Origin of the sequence: Acidihalobacter sp., assembly GCF_037381185.1 — a bacterium.
In the GTDB taxonomy this organism is placed as follows: Bacteria; Pseudomonadota; Gammaproteobacteria; order DSM-5130; family Acidihalobacteraceae; genus Acidihalobacter_A.
Genome location: NZ_JARRQY010000007.1, coordinates 84,114 through 101,939, shown reverse-complemented (window position 1 = coordinate 101,939; position 17,826 = coordinate 84,114). Strand labels below are relative to the sequence as shown.

The 17,826-nt window shown below is 63.0% G+C and carries 15 protein-coding genes; 7 read left to right on the top strand and 8 right to left on the bottom strand.

Annotation, left to right across the window (positions count from 1 at the left end):
* Window positions 1–94: 94 nt before the first annotated feature.
* Window positions 95–2,470 (bottom strand): phosphoenolpyruvate synthase, encoded by a 2,376-nt coding sequence (gene ppsA / locus P8014_RS03750; RefSeq protein WP_337815969.1) that lies wholly within the window; start codon window positions 2,468–2,470, stop codon window positions 95–97.
* Between the two features lie 65 nt (window positions 2,471–2,535).
* On the opposite strand from ppsA, the gene P8014_RS03745 reads away from it, so the two are divergent.
* A complete protein-coding gene (locus tag P8014_RS03745; protein ID WP_337815968.1) occupies window positions 2,536–3,360 on the top strand; it encodes a pyruvate, water dikinase regulatory protein in 825 nt (274 codons plus the stop codon).
* Between the two features lie 43 nt (window positions 3,361–3,403).
* On the opposite strand, the gene P8014_RS03740 is transcribed toward P8014_RS03745, so the two are convergent.
* Window positions 3,404–4,102 carry a hypothetical protein gene (locus tag P8014_RS03740; RefSeq protein WP_337815967.1) on the bottom strand — a complete coding sequence of 233 codons (699 nt, stop codon included), beginning with the start codon at window positions 4,100–4,102 and terminating at the stop codon, window positions 3,404–3,406.
* A gap of 156 nt (window positions 4,103–4,258) precedes the next feature.
* Here P8014_RS03740 and P8014_RS03735 point away from each other — a divergent pair, with 156 nt between their 5' ends.
* Window positions 4,259–5,290 (top strand): AraC family transcriptional regulator, encoded by a 1,032-nt coding sequence (locus P8014_RS03735; RefSeq protein WP_337815966.1) that lies wholly within the window; start codon window positions 4,259–4,261, stop codon window positions 5,288–5,290.
* A gap of 169 nt (window positions 5,291–5,459) precedes the next feature.
* On the opposite strand, the gene P8014_RS03730 is transcribed toward P8014_RS03735, so the two are convergent.
* On the bottom strand, window positions 5,460–5,930 hold the full coding sequence (locus P8014_RS03730; protein WP_337815965.1) for a C40 family peptidase: 471 nt from the start codon (window positions 5,928–5,930) through the stop codon (window positions 5,460–5,462).
* A 5-nt stretch (window positions 5,931–5,935) separates the two neighbouring features.
* Window positions 5,936–7,345 (bottom strand): AAA family ATPase, encoded by a 1,410-nt coding sequence (locus tag P8014_RS03725; RefSeq protein WP_337815964.1) that lies wholly within the window; start codon window positions 7,343–7,345, stop codon window positions 5,936–5,938.
* Between the two features lie 86 nt (window positions 7,346–7,431).
* Between P8014_RS03725 and mrcB the strand changes: the two genes are divergently transcribed.
* The 5 genes from mrcB to truD all read left to right on the top strand — a co-directional run bounded on the left by mrcB (window position 7,432) and on the right by truD (window position 14,073).
* Window positions 7,432–9,777: a penicillin-binding protein 1B gene (gene mrcB / locus P8014_RS03720; RefSeq protein WP_337815963.1), complete on the top strand. Its 2,346-nt coding sequence runs from the start codon at window positions 7,432–7,434 to the stop codon at window positions 9,775–9,777.
* Window positions 9,774–10,253: a hypothetical protein gene (locus P8014_RS03715; RefSeq protein ID WP_337815962.1), complete on the top strand. Its 480-nt coding sequence runs from the start codon at window positions 9,774–9,776 to the stop codon at window positions 10,251–10,253. The genes mrcB and P8014_RS03715 overlap by 4 nt, the downstream gene beginning before the upstream one ends.
* 38 nt (window positions 10,254–10,291) lie before the next feature.
* Entirely contained in the window at window positions 10,292–12,256 is a 1,965-nt protein-coding gene (locus P8014_RS03710; RefSeq protein WP_337815961.1) for an ATP-dependent DNA helicase, read from the top strand.
* Window positions 12,253–12,930 carry a tRNA (adenosine(37)-N6)-threonylcarbamoyltransferase complex dimerization subunit type 1 TsaB gene (gene tsaB / locus P8014_RS03705; RefSeq protein WP_337815960.1) on the top strand — a complete coding sequence of 226 codons (678 nt, stop codon included), beginning with the start codon at window positions 12,253–12,255 and terminating at the stop codon, window positions 12,928–12,930. The genes P8014_RS03710 and tsaB overlap by 4 nt, the downstream gene beginning before the upstream one ends.
* Before the next feature lie 63 nt (window positions 12,931–12,993).
* The gene (gene truD / locus P8014_RS03700; RefSeq protein ID WP_337815959.1) at window positions 12,994–14,073 is read left to right on the top strand and encodes a tRNA pseudouridine(13) synthase TruD; all 1,080 of its coding nucleotides are present in this window, start codon (window positions 12,994–12,996) and stop codon (window positions 14,071–14,073) included.
* A 52-nt stretch (window positions 14,074–14,125) separates the two neighbouring features.
* Here truD and P8014_RS03695 read toward each other — a convergent pair whose 3' ends face one another.
* The 4 genes from P8014_RS03695 to cydB all read right to left on the bottom strand — a co-directional run bounded on the left by P8014_RS03695 (window position 14,126) and on the right by cydB (window position 17,816).
* On the bottom strand, window positions 14,126–15,403 hold the full coding sequence (locus tag P8014_RS03695) for an FAD/NAD(P)-binding oxidoreductase (protein ID WP_337815958.1): 1,278 nt from the start codon (window positions 15,401–15,403) through the stop codon (window positions 14,126–14,128).
* 250 nt (window positions 15,404–15,653) lie between these two features.
* Window positions 15,654–16,055, bottom strand: coding sequence for a hypothetical protein (locus P8014_RS03690; RefSeq protein ID WP_337815957.1), 402 nt, complete (start codon window positions 16,053–16,055; stop codon window positions 15,654–15,656).
* A gap of 380 nt (window positions 16,056–16,435) precedes the next feature.
* On the bottom strand, window positions 16,436–16,621 hold the full coding sequence (locus P8014_RS03685; protein ID WP_337815956.1) for a hypothetical protein: 186 nt from the start codon (window positions 16,619–16,621) through the stop codon (window positions 16,436–16,438).
* A gap of 43 nt (window positions 16,622–16,664) precedes the next feature.
* Window positions 16,665–17,816 (bottom strand): cytochrome d ubiquinol oxidase subunit II, encoded by a 1,152-nt coding sequence (cydB, locus tag P8014_RS03680; RefSeq protein WP_337815955.1) that lies wholly within the window; start codon window positions 17,814–17,816, stop codon window positions 16,665–16,667.
* Between the last annotated feature and the right edge of the window lie 10 nt (window positions 17,817–17,826).

Below are 17,826 nucleotides of genomic sequence, written 5' to 3'. Positions count from 1 at the left end.
GAGCTTATCGGCAGAGGCTGTTCCGCCTCTGCCGTTCAATCCTTAGCCCTGACTTAGCCGCCCCGCCGCCCGGCGGGGCGGCTTCTCTCCCGAATCAGTCCTTCTGTCCGGCCAGCAGCATCCAGGTCGGGACAACCGTGTCGGGATTCAGCGAAATGCTCTCGATCTGCTGATCCATCAACCACTGCGCCAGGTCGGGGTGATCGGACGGCCCCTGGCCGCAGATGCCGACGTATTTGCCGGCCTTGCGGCAGGCCTCGATGGCCATGCCCAGCAGCTGCCGTACGGCGGCGTTGCGCTCGTCGAACAGGTGTGCGATGAGGCCGGAGTCGCGGTCCAGACCCAGGGTCAGCTGCGTCATGTCGTTGGAGCCGATGGAGAAGCCGTCGAAATACTCCAGGAATTCGTCAGCCAACAAGGCATTGCTGGGCAGCTCGCACATCATGATCAGCTTGAGCCCATGCTTGCCGCGTTCGAGTCCGTTTTCGGCGAGCAGTTCGCTGACCTTGCGAGCCTCGTCGACGGTGCGCACGAACGGAATCATGATCTGCACGTTCTCCAGACCCATGGTTTCGCGCACGTAGCGCACAGCACGGCATTCGAGTTCGAAGCACGGCCGGAAGTCGTCGGATACGTAGCGCGAGGCGCCGCGGAATCCGAGCATGGGGTTTTCCTCGTCGGGCTCGTAGCGACTGCCGCCGAGCAGGTTGGCGTACTCGTTCGACTTGAAGTCGGACAGGCGCACGATGACTGGCTCCGGTGCGAAGGCCGCGCCAATGGTGGCGATGCCTTCGGCCAGGCGCTTGACGTAGTACTCGACCGGGTCGCCGTAGGCGCCGGTGCGGCTGCGGATTTCTTCCTGCAGATCGGCCGGCTGGGCGTCGAACTCGAGCAGGGCGCGAGGGTGGATGCCGATCATGCGGTTGATGATGAACTCGAGACGCGCGAGGCCGACGCCGCGGTTGGGAACGCCGGCGAAGGCGAAGGCGCGGTCCGGGTTGCCCACGTTCATCATCACTTTGACCGGGATTTCCGGCATGGCTTCCAGGGTGAACTCCTCGACGGCGAAGTCCAGCTTGCCGGCGTAGACGTAGCCGGTGTCGCCTTCGGCGCAGGAGACGGTCGCCTCGACGCCGTCGGCCAGATCCTGGGTGGCGGTGCCGCTGCCGACCACGGCGGGAATGCCGAGTTCGCGGGCGATGATGGCGGCGTGGCAGGTACGTCCTCCGCGGTCGGTGACGACCGCGGCGACACGCTTCATGACCGGTTCCCAGTCGGGGTCGGTCATGCCGGTGACGAGGATGTCGCCGTCGCGTACCTGATCCATTTCGCTCAGATCGTGGATGACGCGCACGGTGCCTGCGCCGATGCGGTCTCCGACGGCGCGGCCTTCGGCCAGGATCTTGCGTTCGCGCTTGTCCTCGATGCTGTAGCGCACGATCGACTGCGCGCCGTGCGCATGGATGGTCTCGGGCCGAGCCTGAAGGATGTAGAGCTTGCCGTCGTGGCCGTCCTTGCCCCATTCGATGTCCATGGGGCGTCCGTAGTGTTCCTCAATGGTCAGCGCCTGGCGGGCCAGGGCCTCGACGTCGTCATCGTCGATCGAGAACACGTGGCGCACGGCGGGGTCGGTGTCGACGGTCTCGACCGTGGCATGATGGTCGTCGCCGGCGTAGATGATCTTCGAGGCTTTGCTGCCCAGCGTGCGGCGCAACACCGCGGGACGCCCGCTGCGCAGGGTCGGTTTGTGGACGTAGAATTCGTCGGGATTGACCGAGCCTTGAACGACCGCTTCACCTAGGCCGTAGGAAGCGGTGACGAAGACGACGTCGCGGAAGCCGGATTCGGTGTCGATGCTGAACATGACGCCGCTGGAGCCGATGTCGGAGCGCACCATGCGCTGGATGCCGGCGCTGAGCGCCACTTCGTTATGATCGAAGCCCTTATGCACCCGATAGGAAATGGCACGATCGTTGAACAGACTGGCGAACACTTCCTTGATGGCGGCCATGATGCCGTCAATGCCGCTGACGTTGAGCAGGGTTTCCTGCTGGCCGGCGAAGGATGCGTCGGGCAGGTCCTCGGCGGTGGCCGAGGAGCGCACGGCGAAGGAGGGTTCCGGACCGCTTTCAGTTTCGAGCCGGGCGAACATGTCGCGCACTGCGGTTTCGAAGGCAGCGGGGAAGGGCTGTGCCATGACCAACTCGCGGATCTGGCGACCGGTGGCGGCCAGCGCGTTGACGTCGTCCACGTCGAGCGCGGCGAGCAGTTCGCGAATACGCGCGTTCAGGCCTTCGTGAGCGAGGAATTCGCGGTAGGCATCGGCGGTAGTTGCGAAGCCGTTGGGGACGCTTACGCCGAGTTCGCTCAAGTGGCTGATCATTTCGCCGAGCGAAGCGTTTTTGCCGCCTACCTGGCCGACGTCATTCATCCCCACTTGGTTGAACCAGAGGACGTACTGAGTTCCCATTATCATCTCCTAGTTAGTAAATCAGGCCCAAGCACCATTCATTGAAGTCTAGAGGCAGTTATCCCATGCAACAGACGCGCGGTGTCTTCTTTCTTTCGGATCGAACCGGTATTACCGCCGAAACCCTCGGTAACATGCTGCTGACCCAGTTCGAAGGGGTGCAGTTCGAGCGCTTTACGCTGCCCTTCATCAATTCGCGCGAAAAGGCTGCCGAAGCCGTGGCGCGCATCAACGCGTATGCGCGTAGCAACGGCCATGCAAAACCATTGGTTTTCAGCACCGCGGTGGACGACGACGTGCGCGTGCTGCTGCAGGCGGTCGACGCAGTGTTCATCGATTTCTTCGATGCCTTTATCGCGCGTCTTGAAGATACGCTGGGCACCCGGGCATCCCACTCCATGGGTCTCGCTCACGGTATCAATCCTGGTACGTACTATCGCCGCATCGAGGCGGTCAACTATGCGTTGGCACATGACGATGGTGTGTCAACACGCAATTATGCCAATGCGGGCGTTATTTTGCTGGCCCCATCGCGTTGCGGTAAGACGCCGACCTGTCTTTACCTCGGTCTGCAGCACGGTATCTGCGCAGCAAACATGCCCTTGACGGAGGAGAACCTGGAGAAGGAACGCCTGCCGGAGGAGCTGCTGGCCCACAAAAGCAAACTGTATGGTCTGACTATAGACCCTCAACGGCTTTCCGAGATACGCAGCGAGCGCCTGCCGAACAGTCGCTACGCTTCGGTGGAACAGTGCCGCCACGAATTGCATCTGGCTGATCGGATGTTCCGCCGGCTCGGTATCAAGGCGCTGAACACCACACGCATGTCGGTCGAGGAGATTGCCACGGTGATCCTGCAGGAGATGGATCTCAAGTCACTGGCGCATTAGCGGGGGCGCTCAGAAGGGCGGTGCGTATACCGGCGGATGCCCCTCAGCGGATGGTCGCCATGACGTAGTCGGCTGTTATGGCGATTGCGGGCTGTGCGCCGGGCGTATTGCTCAGTGCGCTGTCGACCAGTGCGGCGTGGGCCCGTACGTCGTAGCTGATGCGGGTGCCGCGCGGGAACGAAATGTCGGCAGCGAGCGAGTTGGCGTCTATTCGCACGCTTTCATCGTGCCGAACCCGGGTGTACCTGAGCCGGGCGTGCAATGCTCTGCCGTGCAGGACGAGTTCGGCGACATCGCCGGTCAGGGAGAAATTTGCGGCTTCGCCGCGAACTCGGATCGAAGCATAGTTTCCATGCATCTGCACATCCGCGGCTGGCTGGGTGATTGACACGCCGATGCCCGCAGGGAGGCGGGCCTGGATCTCCACCGTACAGTCGGAGGGGGACGGCTGCGGCGTAACCTGGATATGCAAGGTAGTTCCGTTCAGCCACATCCGGCTGGTGGTGCTGCAGTCGTTGAAGAACCAACTCGAATACCACCAGGAGAACCAGCCCGTGTGACGGGCCCCTATGGATGCCTGGTAGTTTCCCCTGGTGGTGGACAGGGATATGTGGCTGGCCGCGCCGGTGATTCTGACCGCGGTGATGTGCGAGATGTCGAGGCTGTGCTGCGTTGCGGCGAAACCGGCGCTAATGGGTACGGCGACGGCGAATACGGCGAACAGTGAGCGAGCGAATTTCATGTCGGTTCTTCCCGTTTGCGCGGCGACTGCCGCGGATAACCGGAATCCTCGATGCAGGTTGGGATTGGCGCGACCTCGATCGCGATTCGGGACGTTCTCGATTACGATCGCGGTCAAAATGCCTGCCGAGCTGCCTGCCGACTTGCCTGCGTACCGATGATTTTTCTTCCGTTGCCCTTTGTCGTCACCTTGTTTCTGCTCACCCTGCTGCTGCGGACCCTTTCGCGGGACGAGGCCGGAGAGCGGGGGAGCCGACTGTTCCAGCTGTTGATTCTCGCTTACGCGCTGCAATCGGTACTGGTCGGCTTGCGTTGGGGGTACGCGGCACGCGAGGTTCTGCCGTTCATGTCGGTACTGGCGAGCATCATTGCGCCGCTGACCTGGGTGTTCTTCCGGACGCTGACGGAGGAGTCCGCCGCGATACGCGGGCGTGATGTCTGGCCGCACCTCTTGCCCGCGGTCGTGCTCGTACTGATGCTGGCGCTATGGCGCGGCCCTATCGGGCCGTTCATCATTCTGATTTACCTGGGGTATGGGCTGGGTTTGCTGTGGCTGGCGCGGCGAGGGCCCGACGCACTGGTTTCGTCGCGTCTGGACGGCGCCGTGCGTTCGCATCGGGCCATGCAGGTCACCGGATTCGCCCTGATCGGGTCGGCCGTGACCGATGTCCTGATCAGCATGGACATCGCGCGCAATGGCGGTGTCCATGCAGGTCTGATCGTCTCCGTCGCCGATGGACTCGTGCTGCTCGCGCTCGGCATGGGCGTCGCCGTCGCGGGAACCGATCTTGCCGCGGCGGACGAGTCTGCCGCGCCGGACGAGAAATCGGTTTCCGGTGATACGCGTTCGGAGGAGGTGGTCAATATCGCCGTGATGATCGATGCGGCGATGCGCGAGCGTGGACTGTTCCGCGACCCGGAACTCAACCTGGGGAAGCTTTCGCGGCGCTTGGGTTTGCCCGCCCGGCAGGTTTCGAATGCCATCAATCGCCAGTTCGGCATCAGCGTTTCACAGTATGTGAACGGATATCGCGTGCAGGCCGCCTGCGAGTTGCTGGCGGCGGGAGATGAGCCGATCAGCGCAGTGATGTTCGAGGTCGGGTTTCTGACGAAGTCCAATTTCAACCGCGAATTTCTCAGGGTCACGGGCAAGAGTCCGAGCGCGTGGCGCAATAGTCGGAGGCGCTGATCCGGGGCTCAGTCGCGCCGAGGCGGGGTGTCCGGTTTTGTGCGGACCGAGATGGTTCGTGCTTCTCGCTGCGTTGCTTGCCAAGGGCGACGGATATTGCCCGCGCGACGCGTCTAGACCACAAATCGTATGGAGACTCAGAACTGCACGTTATTTGCAGGACGGGATGCTAGCGCAGGCGGCCGACGGCGAGCAGGTGGCGCCGCCAGTAGGGATTTTCCAGCGACGCGCGGCGAACCTTGCCGCCGCTGCTCGGTGCATGCACGAACTGCTTGTTGCCGATGTAGATGGCATCGTGCGTCGGACGTATGCGGCTGAAGCGGAAGAACAGCACGTCGCCGGGGCGTAGCGCGTCGAGCGCTACGCGATGGGCGGCACGGTATTGTTGGGCGACCGTGCGGGGCACATGGTCGAAACCGGCCTGCGCTATGGCGTATTGCACCAGCCCGCTGCAGTCGAAGCCCTGGGGCGGCGTATCGCCGCCGTAGCGGTAAGGGCGGCCGATCTGGGCCAAGGCGTTGTTGGCGATGCGCGCGCCGACGTCGTTGGCGGGCGCAGCCGGTCGTTGGGGGCTGCCGGCGCAAGCCGCCAGCAGCAGGGCGGCAAAGGCCGCGAACGACAGGCTGCGCAGTCGGTGCATGGCGCTTAGCCGCTGAGCAGCTCGCGGATGCGAGGTATCGGCAGCGGCGTGAGGCTGTCCACCGCCAGGGTGGATTCCTCGGGCGCCAAAGAATCGGCGCTTTGCTGCTGGTGCCGAACGACTTCGGTGGTCGCTTCCGAGGCGTCGCCGCTGCGTTGTTCGACGCGGGCCTCCAGCGTCGCATCGTCGGCCTCAACCGAAAGGATCAGGAACGGGCAGCCGAGTTCGCGGGCCAGGGCGGCGAAGCGGTCGCGCTGCGTCCGCTTGAGGAAGGTGGCGTCGACGGCGACGTGGTAGCCGGCGCGCAAGGTTTCGCCCGCCAGCTGCAGCAGGTGCTCGTAGGTGCGTTCGATGACGGCGGGGTCGTAGAGTCCGCTGTCGATCTGCGAATGCGTGCGGGCCTGCGTATCCAATCCATGCAGGCGCTTGCGTTCGATGTCGGAGCGAATACGCACGGCACCGAGATCGTCGACCAGTTGTCCACTGACGGTGGTCTTGCCGGCGCCGGAGAAGCCATGCGTGATCAGCAGCGCCGGGGGAACCGGGCTGGCATAGCTTTCGGCCAAGTCGGCGTAGCGCTGGTAGGCGTCGAGAATCTGCATGCGCTCGTCTTCGGTTAGGCCGGCCTGACCAAGACGGATGCTGGCGACCTTGGCGCGCACCATCGCGCGGTAGGTCTGATAGAAACGCATCAGCTTCAGCGCTGGGTAGCCGTCGAAGACGGCGATTTCATCGCCCATCAGCGTCATGTTGCCAAGATGCATATCGCCATGGCATTCGCGGATGTAGCCATCCGTCCGGCGCTGTTCGAGTAGTGGCAGCAGTCCCTCGAATTGCGTTCGGGTCCAGCCTTCCAGGCGATCGAGTTGGGCTGTCTGTGCCGGGTCGGTGATCAGCGGACGCAACTGGTCAAAATTTTGCTGCATGGGAGCGAACACGGCCTCTGGAGAGCCGTACTCGCTGTCGGCGGGAGCGGTTTCCGCTTCGGCATGGAAGCGGGTGATGATCGGTATCAGGCGGTCGATGATCCGGGTGTCCAGCACGCCGCGTTCGAGCAGGCGATCGAGCTGACGGTCGGGATCGAACTGGTGCATGCGCAGCACGTAGTCGAGCGCATCGCCGTCGCCGCCGATGCGCGGCGCTTGCGGTGTGCCGCTCACAGGCAGGACGTCGATATACAGCTGCGGCGCCAGGCGGCGGTTGAGCCGCAGCTCTTCCTCGCAGAAGCGTTTGCGGCGCTCAAGGGTGGAGAAATCGAGAAAGCCGAGATTGAGCGCCTTCTTAAGTTTGTAGGCGTAGCGGCCGGTCAGGAATACAGCGGAGATATGCGTTTCGATGATGCGCAGATCTTCGACCGGGTGGGGGTAGGCTTCCGGCCGGCTCAGGCCTGACAGCAGCAGGGATTGGTCCGGCACGTGCGACTCCTGATCCTTGTGGTATCGAATGGCGACAAGGATAATGATACGTCTTTGCCGTGACAAACTGCCACCAGCCCCTCCGCATGGGAAGACCCTCAAGCCCGCGCAAGCGCCCGTCGCGCAAGCCTGTCAGGGCCAGGAAACGCGCCGCCCAAACCCGCCGCAGCCGTCATTGGCCGTGGCTGGTGCTGCTCGTATTCGTCGTTTCGGCGGGGCTGTATGTCGCCTATCTCAACCATCTCATCGTCAGCCAGTTCGAAGCCAAGCGCTATGCGTTGCCGGCCCGTGTGTACTCCAGTCCTCTGGAGCTGTACACGGGCGAACGCATTGACCGTGCGGACGTGGGCGAGGCGTTGCGCCTGCTGCATTTTCATCAGAGTGGGAACAGCGCTGCGAATCCGGGCAGCTATCAGGCGCTGGGCGGCGGTTATCTGATTCATACGCGGGGGTTCTCCTCGCCCGACGGTGACGAGCCGTCGAGAATCTTGCGTGTGCGCTTCGCCGAAGGTCGTCTCCAAGGTCTGAGCAGCGCCGACGGGAAGGCAGTGGCCCTGGCGCGACTCGCCCCGATTCTGATTGCCAAGATTTATCCGCAGACGCATGAGGATCGGATCCTGGTGCGCATGAGTGAGCTGCCGCCGCTGCTGCCCAAGGCGTTGGTCTCGGTGGAGGACCGCCGGTTCTATCAGCACCATGGTGTTGATCCGGTTGCGATCGGTCGTGCGCTGGTGGCGGATCTGCGGGCGCGGCGCTTCGTGCAGGGCGGCAGTACGCTGACGCAGCAGTTGGTCAAGAATTTCTATCTCAGTAACCGGCGCAGCCTGTGGCGCAAGTTCAACGAAGCCATCATGGCGGTGTTGCTGGAGCTGCACTACCACAAGCGCACCATACTCGAAACCTATCTCAACGAGGTTTACCTCGGGCAGGACGGCCGGCGGGCGATCCACGGCGTCGGCTTGGCCAGCGAGTTCTATTTCGGACGTCCGGTGCAGCGCCTGGATACCGCCCAGGTTGCCTTGCTGGTCGCCTTGGTGCGGGGGCCGACGTACTACGACCCGCGTCGCCATCCCGAACGTGCGCTGGCCCGGCGCAACTTGGTGTTGAAGGAAATGGCCCGGGCCGGCGAGATCAGCGCCGCCGCGATGCGCCGGGCGCAATCCGAGCCGCTCGGCGTAATCCGCAAGCCGGTTTCCAGCGTGACGCCGTTCCCGGACTTTCTCGATCTGGTGCGTGCGCAATTGGCGCGGGATTATCGGCCCGACGACCTGCGCACGGAAGGCCTGCTGATTTACACCACTTTGCGTCCTCTGGTGCAACTGGCGGCCCAGCGTGCCGTAGATCAGGGTTTGCGGGCGCTGGAACAGCGGCATGGAATGAAGCGGGACACGCTGGAGGCCGCAGCCGTGGTGACCTCGGTCGGCAACGGCGAAGTCTACGCCGTGGTCGGAGGGCGTCGCGCCGACGTCGACGGTTTCAACCGCGCCCTGGACGCACGCCGTTCGATCGGCTCGTTGTTCAAGGCAGCCACCTATCTGACGGCGCTGGAGCAGCCGACGCGTTACACTCTGGCGACTCTGCTGGACGACAAGCCGTTGGCCTATCGCTATGGCCAGGGCAAGGTCTGGACGCCGCAGAATTACGATCGAGAGAACCACGGTGAAGTCACGTTGATGGATGCGCTCGTGCATTCCTACAACGTTTCCAGCGCGCGTCTCGGCCTCGATCTCGGTTTGCCCGAGGTGATCAAGACGGCACACGATCTGGGCATCGCTCAGACGATTCCGGACTATCCCGCAACTTTGCTGGGGGCGGTGCCGGTGCCGCCGATCGAGATCGCGCAGATGTACCAGACGCTGGCGGCAGGCGGGTATCGCGCACCGCTGCGGGCGATTCAGGCGGTGGTCCGGCCGCGCGGCGATACGCTGCAGCGTTATCCGCTCAAGGTAGAGCGGATGGCGCCCGCGGATGCGGTGTATCTGCTGGATGCCGCTTTGCATGAGGTGACGCGCCGCGGCACTGCGCAGTCGCTGCGCAAGCTGTTGCCCCAAGGCATGGAGGTCGCCGGCAAGACGGGTACCACCAACGATTTGCGCGACAGCTGGTTTGCCGGTTTCGGTGGTCGCGAGGTGACCGTGGTCTGGGTGGGGCGCGACGACAACAAGCCCACCGGACTTACGGGGGCGACCGGCGCGTTGCCGATCTGGGCCTCGATCATGCGCGGGATTCACGCCGAGTCCCTGCAGATGACCCAACCGGCCAATGTGGACTGGCTGACGATCGATCCGAAGACCGGGCTGCGCACGCAGGACTATTGTTCGGGCGCGCAGTGGATGCCTTTCGTCAAAGGGAGCGAACCCAAGGGAGATTCACCCTGCCGCGCCAGTCCGGTGCGTCGGGCCATCGAATGGTTCAAGGGACTGCTGCAATGAACATCCGTTTTCTCCACATCGCGCTGGTGCTGACGCTGGCGTTGCTTGCCGGCTGCGCTTCAGGCCCCGGTACGCGGGGCTCGGCATCGCCAACTGAAACGCAGGCGGCACCGCCGTCCGGGATGCAGGCCAAGGCCATACGCGACGCGCGCGCCATGCCGGCGGCAGCGCTTAGTTTGGCCGAAGCGGCGGACCGCGCCGCGCGTGCCCGCGACTGGCCGCAGGCTTCGCGGCAACTCGAGCGCGCGCTCAACATTGCGCCGCGCAATCCGTTGCTCTGGCAGCGTCTTGCGGCGGTGCGCTACAGCCAGGGCGAGTATCGTCAGGCCGAGACCTGCGCGTTCAAGTCCAATGGCTACGCCGTTGGCGATGCCGCGTTGCAGAAAATGAACTGGCGCATCATCGGGGCGTCGCGCAACGCTCTAGGCGACAAGGCCGGCGCGGCGCAGGCGCAGCGGCGTGCCGAAGCGTTGTAAGCGATGACGACGTCAATCGTGTCACCGTGGCTGTCGGCATGAGCGAGAGCGATTTGCTCGGGCGCGTGCGCGAGCTGTTCGCGCACGATGGCCCCTTGGTCGAGACTCTGCCCGGATTTGTGCCGCGGGCGCAGCAGGTGGAAATGTCGGAGGCGGTGGCCGAAGCGCTCGGCGCCGACGACACGCTGGTGGTCGAGGCCGGCACGGGCGTGGGCAAGACCTTCGCCTATCTATTGCCCGCGTTGGCCAGCGGCGGCAAGGTGATCGTGTCGACCGGTACCAAGAATCTGCAGGACCAGTTGTTCCGCAAGGACCTTCCGGTGGTGCGCCGCGCGCTGCGGCGCGACGTTCGCTGTGCGCTTCTCAAGGGGCGTTCCAATTATCTGTGCCGCTACCGGCTGCGCCAGTACGCCGAGTTCAGTGCCGGGCGCGAGGTCGAGGACGCCGCGCAGTTGCGCCAGATCGAAACCTGGGCGCGGCGTACGCCGGACGGCGATACGGCCGGGCTGGCGAGCGTGCCGGAAGGGGCGCCGATCTGGCCCAAGGTGACCTCGACGGCGGAGAACTGCCTGGGGCAGGAATGTCCGGACATCGGGGACTGCCACGTGTTGCAGGCGCGGCGCAGCGCGCAGGAGGCGGACGTGGTGGTAATCAATCATCATCTGTTCTTTGCCGACCTGTCATTGAAGGAGGAGGGCTTCGGCGAGATTCTGCCCAGCGCCAACGCTTTCATCCTGGACGAGGCGCATCAGCTGCCGGAGGTGGCTTCCAACTTTTTCGGCATGAGCGTCAGCAGTCGCGTGTTGGCCGAGTTGGCCCGCGACTCGCTCGCCGCCGGCCTGAACGAGGCGCCGGACCAGCCCGAACTGCGCGATCGGGCGCGGGATCTGGAGTATGCCGTGCGCGGCATGCGCGCCGCTCTGGGCAGCGGAGCGGCCCGTCAGGCCTGGGACGCGTTGAGTGCGCGCGAGGGAATCCCCGAGGCGATGGATGAGCTGGTCGCCGCCGTCGGTACCTTGCGCGAAGATCTGGATGCGGTCGCTGAACGCGGCCGGGCATTGCAGGCCGTGGCGCGCCGCGCTGCGGTGGCGGCGGAGCGCCTGGAACGCTTTCTCGAACCCGAGGTCGACGCGGTGCGCTGGTGCGAGACGCATCTGCGCAGCTTTTCGCTGAATCTCACGCCGCTCGAGGTCGCTCAGACCTTCGCCAAGCACAAGGCGCGCTATCCGGCGGCCTGGATATTCACTTCCGCCACGCTGGCCGTGGCGGACGATTTCAGCCATTTCTGTGCCCAACTGGGCCTGGGGACGCCGCGCAGCCTGCAACTGGGCAGTCCCTTCGACTATGCCCATCAGGCGCTGGTGTACCGGCCACAGAATCTGCCGCAGCCGAACACGCCCCGCTACACGCAGGCCGTGATACAGGCCGTGCTGCCGGTGATCGAGGCCAACCCGGGGGGTACGTTCCTGCTCTTCACCAGCCATCGTGCGCTGCAGATCGCGGCCGGCCTGCTGGCCGATGCGACGCAACGCCCGTTGCTGGTGCAGGGCAGTGCCTCCAGACGTGAACTGCTGGAGCGTTTCCGGGAGGCCGGCAACGCCGTGTTGCTGGGTGCGCAGAGCTTCTGGGAGGGTGTGGACGTACAGGGCGCAGCGCTGTCCTGCGTGACCATGGACAAGTTGCCATTCGCCTCGCCCGATGACCCGTTGCTCAAGGCGCGTTCCGATGCGCTGCGCGCCCGCGGCGGCAATCCCTTTCGCGACTATCATCTGCCGCGTGCGGTGATCGCCTTCAAACAGGGCGTAGGACGATTGATCCGTGACGTGAATGACCGCGGCGTGCTTGTCGTGTGTGATCCTCGCCTGGATCAGGGCGGTTATGGCAGCGTGTTCCGCAACAGTCTTCCGCCGGCGCCGGTGACGCGCGAGCAGGCGGAGGTCATCGAGTTCCTTGCGCACGAGCCGGTCGAGGCCGGTGCCGATGCGGGTGAAGGTGTTTCATGAACCAACCCTCCGTGATGCTGGCCGTCGAAACGAGTTCGGACGCCTGTTCCGTCGCGCTCGGCGCGGGAACGGAAGTGTTCGTGCGCCACGAGGTGGCGCCCCGCGAGCACACTCGCCTGGTGCTGCCCATGGTGGAAGCGGTACTGAAGGACGCAGGCCTGGGAATGTCCGATGTCGATGCCTTTGTGATGGGGCGCGGTCCGGGAGCATTCACCGGCGTACGCATCGCTGTGGGAGTGGTGCAGGGGCTGGCGTTCTCGGTCGGCCGGCCGGTGTTGCCGGTATCCAGTCTGGCGATTGTGGCGCAGGGCGCAGTCGAGGCGGGCGCCGGGCATGTGGCGGTCGCGTTCGACGCCCGCATGGGTGAAGTGTATTGGGGAACTTATCTGTCCGATAGCGACGGTGTTGCGGTCGCGATCGGGCAGGAATCGGTGATTGCACCCGAGGCTGTTCCAGCGCTCCATGACGGCCCCTGGATCGGAGCCGGCAGTGGTTTTTCTGCCTATCCTGAGGCGTTGGCGCAGCGTTTGGGACTCAGTCGTACGCTGCCCGACAGCCTGCCGCATGCCGTGCATGCGCTGGTTCTGGGGCGTCGAGCCTGGAAAGAGGGCGAGGCTGTTGAAGCGGCCGACGCTCAGCCTGTGTATCTGCGTGACCGTGTAGTGCGCAGCTGAAATCCATTTCGAGCCGGCATACCTGTCGCCGTTGCTCCTCCAGTCGACTTAAGGGATTTCCATATGAACGATGCCGTTTCCGAGCCGTCGTGGCGCGCGTGGGCCCGTGTGGCCGAGCTGCCGCGCTCCGGTCAGGTTGCAGGACGGGGAGTGATCCGCGGCCAGGCCGAGGACTTCATTGTCGAGGAGGTGCCGGTGCAAGAGCCGGAGGGAGCCGGCGAGCACCTTTGGCTGTGGGTCGAGAAGCGTGTGGAGAATACCGAAGCGGTGGCCAAGCGACTCGCCCGTGCCGCCGGCGTGAAACCCATGGCGGTCGGGTACGCCGGGCGCAAGGACCGGCACGCACTGACACGTCAATGGTTCAGCGTGCACCTGCCGGGAGGTGTGGGCGGGGAGGCGCCGCCATCAGGGTTCGAAACCGAGCATGTGCGGGTGCTGCGCAGCTCACGCCACTCGCGCAAGTTGCGCGTGGGCGGATTGCGCGGGAATCGTTTTGTACTGCGCATGCGGGAACTGGAGATCGATGCGCCCTTGCTCGAACAGCGTTTGCGTTCGGTTGTGGAGCGCGGTGTGCCGAACTATTTCGGCGAGCAGCGCTTCGGGCGTGGTGCGGCGAATCTGGAGGCGGCCGTGCGGATGTTTTCAGGGCATCCGGAACGTGACCGGAAACGCCGCGGATTGTATCTCTCGGCAGCGAGAAGTGCCGTTTTCAACGGCATTCTCGCCCGGCGGGTAGCGGATAACTGTTGGGACAAGCTGCTTCCCGGAGAGGCGGTCATGCTGGACGGTTCGAACAGTTTTTTCGTGGCTGATGCGGTCGATACAGAGCTGGAACAGCGGCTGGCCGCACATGACATACATCCCTCCGGAGCGCTCTGGGGGGAGGGGGAGCCGCCTTGTCGCAATGCTGCTGCGCAGGTGGAAGCGGATGTACTAGGAGAGGCGGACGTATTGGCGAGAGGCCTGGTCGCGGCGGGGCTGCGTCAGGAGCGCCGGCCGCTGCGCCTTTGCCCGAAAAATCTGCACTGGTCGCTGGATGAGGCCGACCACAGCCTGATGCTCGAATTCATGCTGCCGGCCGGGGCGTTTGCCACGGCTGTGCTGCGCGACCTGTTGGAATATAGGGACGCGTCTTCCCGCTAGGCGCCTCTGGACAGGGCCGGCTGGTGGTTCCAGCCGGCCCTTGCGGCAAGGTCTAGCGCTTGCCGATTCGCTCGATGCCGAGCGCCTTAAGCACGTACTTCTCGTAGATAGGTTCGGATGAACCCTTCTTCATCTTGCGCATGAAGTACTTTTCAAAGGCGATCTTGGCGACGTGCACCCACTTGCCTTCCTTGAACCAGTTGACGTTGCGCGGCGGAATCTGCGGCAGCGCGACGAAGGCGGCGCCGGTGTCGCCCATGTCGGCCAGGCAGATGGCATTCCAGGTGCCGGTATGCGTCGGCTGCTCGCCGCTGAGTTCCTGTTTCACGTTTTGGACAATGGCGGTGACCATCGATTCGATCATGTAGCCGGTCTTGGGTGCGCCTGTGGCGACAGGCGTCTTCTCTACCGGCGGGATGGCGATGCAGACGCCGGCCGAGTAGATATTGGGGTATTTTGGGCTGCGCTGATAGTCGTCGACGATCACGAAGCCGCGCGGGTTGCACAATCCTTCGACATTGGCCACGGCGTCGACGCCTTTGAAGGATGGCAGCATCATCGAGAACTTGAACGGCAGTTCGTGCTGTTTCTTGACGTTGCCGTCTTCGTCCAGTTCGTCGACAAGCATTTTGTCTTCTTCGACCTTGGTCACCTTGGCGTTGGTGATCCACTTGATGTGGCGTTCGCGCAGGGCGCTCTCGAGCAGGCCCTTGGAATCGCCCACACCGCCCAGGCCCAAGTGGCCGATATACGGCTCGCTGGTGACGTAGGTCATTTCAACCTTCGGCCGCATCTTGCGCTTGCGCAGGTCCGATTCGACGATAAAGGCGAATTCGTAGCCGGGGCCGAAGCAACTGGCGCCAGGCATGGCGCCGACGACCACCGGACCTGGCTCGTCAAGCAGCTTCTGGTAGTCGTCATAAGCGGTTTCGGCATGATCGACGGTGCACACCGAATGGGTATGCCCACCGTGGGGTCCGGAGCCTTCCACCTCTTCGAAAGCGAGTTTCGGGCCGGTGGTGATGATCAGGTAGTCGTAGTCGACGGTTTCACCGTTGGCCAGCGTCAGGCGATTGCCTTCGGCGTCGATTTCGGTGGCCGTCTGGGCAATGAACTCGATGCCCTTGCGTTCAAGATAGGGACGGATTGGGAAGGTGATGTCGTCGCGTTTGCGCCAGCCGACGCCGATCCAGGGATTGGATGGAACGAATTGGAAATATTCGTTGCTGTTGATGACGGTGATTTCGTGTCCCTTGCCCAGTGCCTCGCGCATTTCATACGCGGCGGGCATGCCGCCGGTTCCTGCGCCGAGAATGACGATATGTGCCATGGGTGGTCCGCTCCAATGTAGTTGATTGAGGTGGTCTATCAGTTGCAGCTGTAATGAAAATGTCAAAGCGGCTTGTTAAAGCAAACATCGGGCCAGGCAGTGATTGGCGTTCCGGGCCGTAGAAACAACGGCTTGTCCTGTGAGTGTCACAATAAATGTATGACATTGTGTCATTGATGCCAATCTGTCATGCCATGGGTTAACCTTACCAAAGTTTAGAGCAAGCAGTGTATCTGTCCGAAAGTTAGGTTCAGGGCAGTTGCTGTGGTCCGGTCACGAGGGCATAGGCTATCCATAGCAGGGCTGCAGCCATCACCACAAATACGGTCACCGGTGACAGTATGAAGCCGAAAATACCGGTTTCTGCGCGAAATCCCAGCCCATAAGCGAAGCCGAGAGCGCCTCCAAGGACCATAAGTACGAATAGAGATTCCCTGACAACGGGGCCGCTGAGAGCCACGGTCCAGGGGTACATGAGAATCAGGGCGAATATGCCGGCCCCGCCGAGCAGGGCAAGTGTGTTGGCGAGGAGGTTCAGTTTACGGTTCGATGGCATGGCGTCGGAATTTCCCCTGGTTGTGTTATCGCCTCTCAGCCTGTTTGGGAGGGAGGAGCCCGCCAGGCGGAGGTCGTTCTTAATCGAAAAGGACATTCAAATATCCCCTGCATCCTACGCAATCCGTGGTCTGAAGGGGACCCAGTCGTATGTCGTCGTCGCCGGTCAGTGAGTTTCCAGCGGTGCGTGTCGCACGGGGAGAGAGACCTGACAGCCTGTCGAAAAGCGCTTGCGGGTGATGATGCGGCGCTGTAAGTCGACTCGGAATGCTCATATGTACTGCGCGTTCAAGTCGATTTGCATCTGGCCTGTCGCCTCTCGCGCGTTTCTGAACAGGCTGCTAGCGCCGCGTAGTGGTTTTTATTCGCTCCGGTTTCCGGGGCGGGGCGGCAATATCGGAGTGAGTTCGGTGGTTGGGACCTTTTGGCCTTGAGATGGCCGGGCGGAGTACTCCGCCCGGCAAGCCACTCAGGCATTTACTGCTGTTTGTTTTCGTGCTCGATCTGGGTGTCGAGCATGGCGCCGCCTGCGGCCGAGATCAGCACGATCATCACGGTGCCGACGATCCAGGCGAAATACCAAGGGCCGTAATCGCCCAATATGATGACCAAAAGCAGAGTCACCAAGGCGATGATCGAATAGATGATGAACCTCACAAGCATGGGTTGTCTCCTATATTAACCGTGCAAGCAAAAGCCGGGAGAATCAATAAGCGTGCTCGTCGGCCTTGACGTGTTCTGCGCTGACTTTGCCGCGCATCACCCAGAAGCACCAGCTGGTGTAGGCAAGGATCGCAGGGGTGAAAACGAGACTCCAACCGAGCATCCACCACAACGTCGTTTCGCTGGAACCTGAATTCCACACGGTTAGACTATGTGCGGGATCCGTATAGGAAGGCATCAAGAAGGGGAATGTGGCTGCGCCAACGGTGCCCAATACGCCTATCCAAGCCACCGCGCCGGACCACCATGTCAGCTGGAAATGATCGGCGCGCGCAGCGAAGAAGCCGATTACCACAGCGGCATAGGTCAACAGCGGCAGAATCCACAAGATCGGCACTGACTTGAAGTTGTGTAGCCATGCGCCTGATTCCTGCACGATCGGCAAGCCGATTGTCGGGTTGGCGGGCATGTTGGGGTCCACCGGGCCGTTGAAAGTGAACCCCTTCATCATCGCGACCCAGATACCACCAATGGTGAACAGCACGAGCGCGACTGGGCCAGCGATAGTCACTAGCGTCCGTGCGCGTTCCTTCATGGCCCCTGCGGACCGCCCCATCAGCATTGCCGCGCCCATGTAGACGGACAGAGAGACCGACAGTAGGCCCATCAATACCGCAAAGGGGTTGAACAGGGTGATGAAGCTGCCCGTGTACACCGAAACGGCCGTGCCTTGCAGGCTGTAGTGGAAAGGAAAGCCAACCATCACGTTACCGAAGGCGGCGCCGTAGACCAGCATGGGCAGGAAGCCGCTGATGAACAGCGTCCAGTCCCATACGTTGCGCCAGCCGGGCGTTGGCAGCTTGCTACGATATTCGAAGCCCAGTGGGCGTACGATCATCGACCATAGCAGGAGCAGCATTACGACATATAGACCGGAGAAGGCAGTGGCGTAGATGGTGGGCCAGGCGGCGAAAATTGCGCCGCCGCCGAGGATGAACCACACCTGGTTGCCGTCCCAGTGCGGGCCAATGATGTTGAGCGCCACGCGGCGTTCGTCGTCGGTACGGCCGACGAAGCGCAGGATGGTGCCGACGCCCATGTCCATGCCGACCATGATGGCTAGGCCGGCAAACAAGACGCCGAGCAGGATCCACCAGACGACTTTCAATATTGCATATGCGGTTATGACTTCCATGATGAATGCT

What these genes read in the sequence shown, in the direction of transcription:
- P8014_RS03745 (WP_337815968.1), top strand. Translation starts at nt 2,536, where the DNA reads ATGCAACAGACGCGCGGTGTCTTCTTTCTTTCGGATCGAACCGGTATT.
- cydB (WP_337815955.1), bottom strand. Translation starts at nt 17,816, where the DNA reads ATGGAAGTCATAACCGCATATGCAATATTGAAAGTCGTCTGGTGGATC.
- P8014_RS03715 (WP_337815962.1), top strand. Translation starts at nt 9,774, where the DNA reads ATGAACATCCGTTTTCTCCACATCGCGCTGGTGCTGACGCTGGCGTTG.
- P8014_RS03695 (WP_337815958.1), bottom strand. Translation starts at nt 15,403, where the DNA reads ATGGCACATATCGTCATTCTCGGCGCAGGAACCGGCGGCATGCCCGCC.
- mrcB (WP_337815963.1), top strand. Translation starts at nt 7,432, where the DNA reads ATGGGAAGACCCTCAAGCCCGCGCAAGCGCCCGTCGCGCAAGCCTGTC.
- truD (WP_337815959.1), top strand. Translation starts at nt 12,994, where the DNA reads ATGAACGATGCCGTTTCCGAGCCGTCGTGGCGCGCGTGGGCCCGTGTG.
- tsaB (WP_337815960.1), top strand. Translation starts at nt 12,253, where the DNA reads ATGAACCAACCCTCCGTGATGCTGGCCGTCGAAACGAGTTCGGACGCC.
- P8014_RS03710 (WP_337815961.1), top strand. Translation starts at nt 10,292, where the DNA reads ATGAGCGAGAGCGATTTGCTCGGGCGCGTGCGCGAGCTGTTCGCGCAC.
- ppsA (WP_337815969.1), bottom strand. Translation starts at nt 2,470, where the DNA reads ATGGGAACTCAGTACGTCCTCTGGTTCAACCAAGTGGGGATGAATGAC.
- P8014_RS03735 (WP_337815966.1), top strand. Translation starts at nt 4,259, where the DNA reads ATGATTTTTCTTCCGTTGCCCTTTGTCGTCACCTTGTTTCTGCTCACC.
- P8014_RS03685 (WP_337815956.1), bottom strand. Translation starts at nt 16,621, where the DNA reads ATGCTTGTGAGGTTCATCATCTATTCGATCATCGCCTTGGTGACTCTG.
- P8014_RS03740 (WP_337815967.1), bottom strand. Translation starts at nt 4,102, where the DNA reads ATGAAATTCGCTCGCTCACTGTTCGCCGTATTCGCCGTCGCCGTACCC.
- P8014_RS03730 (WP_337815965.1), bottom strand. Translation starts at nt 5,930, where the DNA reads ATGCACCGACTGCGCAGCCTGTCGTTCGCGGCCTTTGCCGCCCTGCTG.
- P8014_RS03690 (WP_337815957.1), bottom strand. Translation starts at nt 16,055, where the DNA reads ATGTCCTTTTCGATTAAGAACGACCTCCGCCTGGCGGGCTCCTCCCTC.